Here is a 972-nt window from a genome sequence, read left to right as displayed (position 1 = left end):
AATCAGCACCATGCACAAATCAAGAGCATAACTGCCGACGGATCACGAGCGCGGAAGCGCCGGGAACGATTCATTGATGATATGGGCCGGAACCGGTTTATCCGAGTTAAACCCCTTTGAAGTGAATGCGTCATGAAGATGCAAGGCACCATGCTTGCCGCGTGGGTTGCAATCGTCGGAGGCAACAGCGTGGCTGCTGCCGATCCGTGGAAGGACGAGAGCGGCCATGGCAAATGGCAGGACCGCTACCGATACGAAGATAATTATGAGCGGAAGCGGGAACGCTACAGCTCCAAAGAGGAATATCGGCGCGGCAACTGCACGATCGAGCGCAAGTGGGAAGGTGACGAATACAAGGAAGAGATCAAGTGCAAGCGGGGCAAGCGGCGCGTTTACGATTACTATTAGGCCATCCATCGCCTGCCGGCGCTCAAATTTCAACCTGACCCACTACCCGAGCGACGATCCGAGCGCGTATCTTTCCCGCTGCGCTCGCAGAGCAGCGGCGAATGCCGGTCACCAATCCATCATCGCGAAGGCACCAAGCTGAGTTCGCAGCCCTGCCGTGCACAAGCAATCGGCTTTTCATCGGCGACGGGACGTGTTACGAGCCAGCGCCAATCCTGAAAGGGAAGAAGACGAGTCGGCGCTGTCCATCCGGTCCAGCGCTTTTCATGCATTCCGAGGGCTGGCAATGGCAAAGATTATCGAAACGTCCACGGGCGCATTGGCGCTGACCTTTGACGATGTGCTGCTGCAGCCGGGTCATTCCGAGGTCATGCCCGGCGAGACCGATATCCGCACCCGCATCGCCGGCGACATCGACCTCAACGTGCCGATCCTGTCCGCCGCCATGGATACCGTGACCGAGGCGCGTCTTGCCATCGCCATGGCCCAGGCTGGCGGCATCGGCGTCATCCACCGCAATTTCTCGCCGGCCGAACAGGCCGAGCAGGTGCGGCAGGTCAAGAA

Annotated in this window: 2 protein-coding genes; both read left to right on the top strand. The window is 59.3% G+C overall.

Annotation, left to right across the window (positions count from 1 at the left end):
- The first annotated feature begins 132 nt into the window (after positions 1 to 132).
- Positions 133 to 408: a hypothetical protein gene (locus EOA86_RS36245; RefSeq protein WP_127209684.1), complete on the top strand. Its 276-nt coding sequence runs from the start codon at positions 133 to 135 to the stop codon at positions 406 to 408.
- Between the two features lie 286 nt (positions 409 to 694).
- Positions 695 to 972, top strand: a 278-nt coding sequence (locus tag EOA86_RS36240; protein WP_206630260.1) for an IMP dehydrogenase, incomplete at its 3' end; no start/stop codon positions are given.

The sequence above is a fragment of the Mesorhizobium sp. M5C.F.Ca.IN.020.32.2.1 genome (assembly GCF_004023105.1).
GTDB lineage: Bacteria > Pseudomonadota > Alphaproteobacteria > Rhizobiales > Rhizobiaceae > Mesorhizobium > Mesorhizobium wenxiniae.
This window is presented reverse-complemented; position numbering and strand designations above follow the sequence as displayed.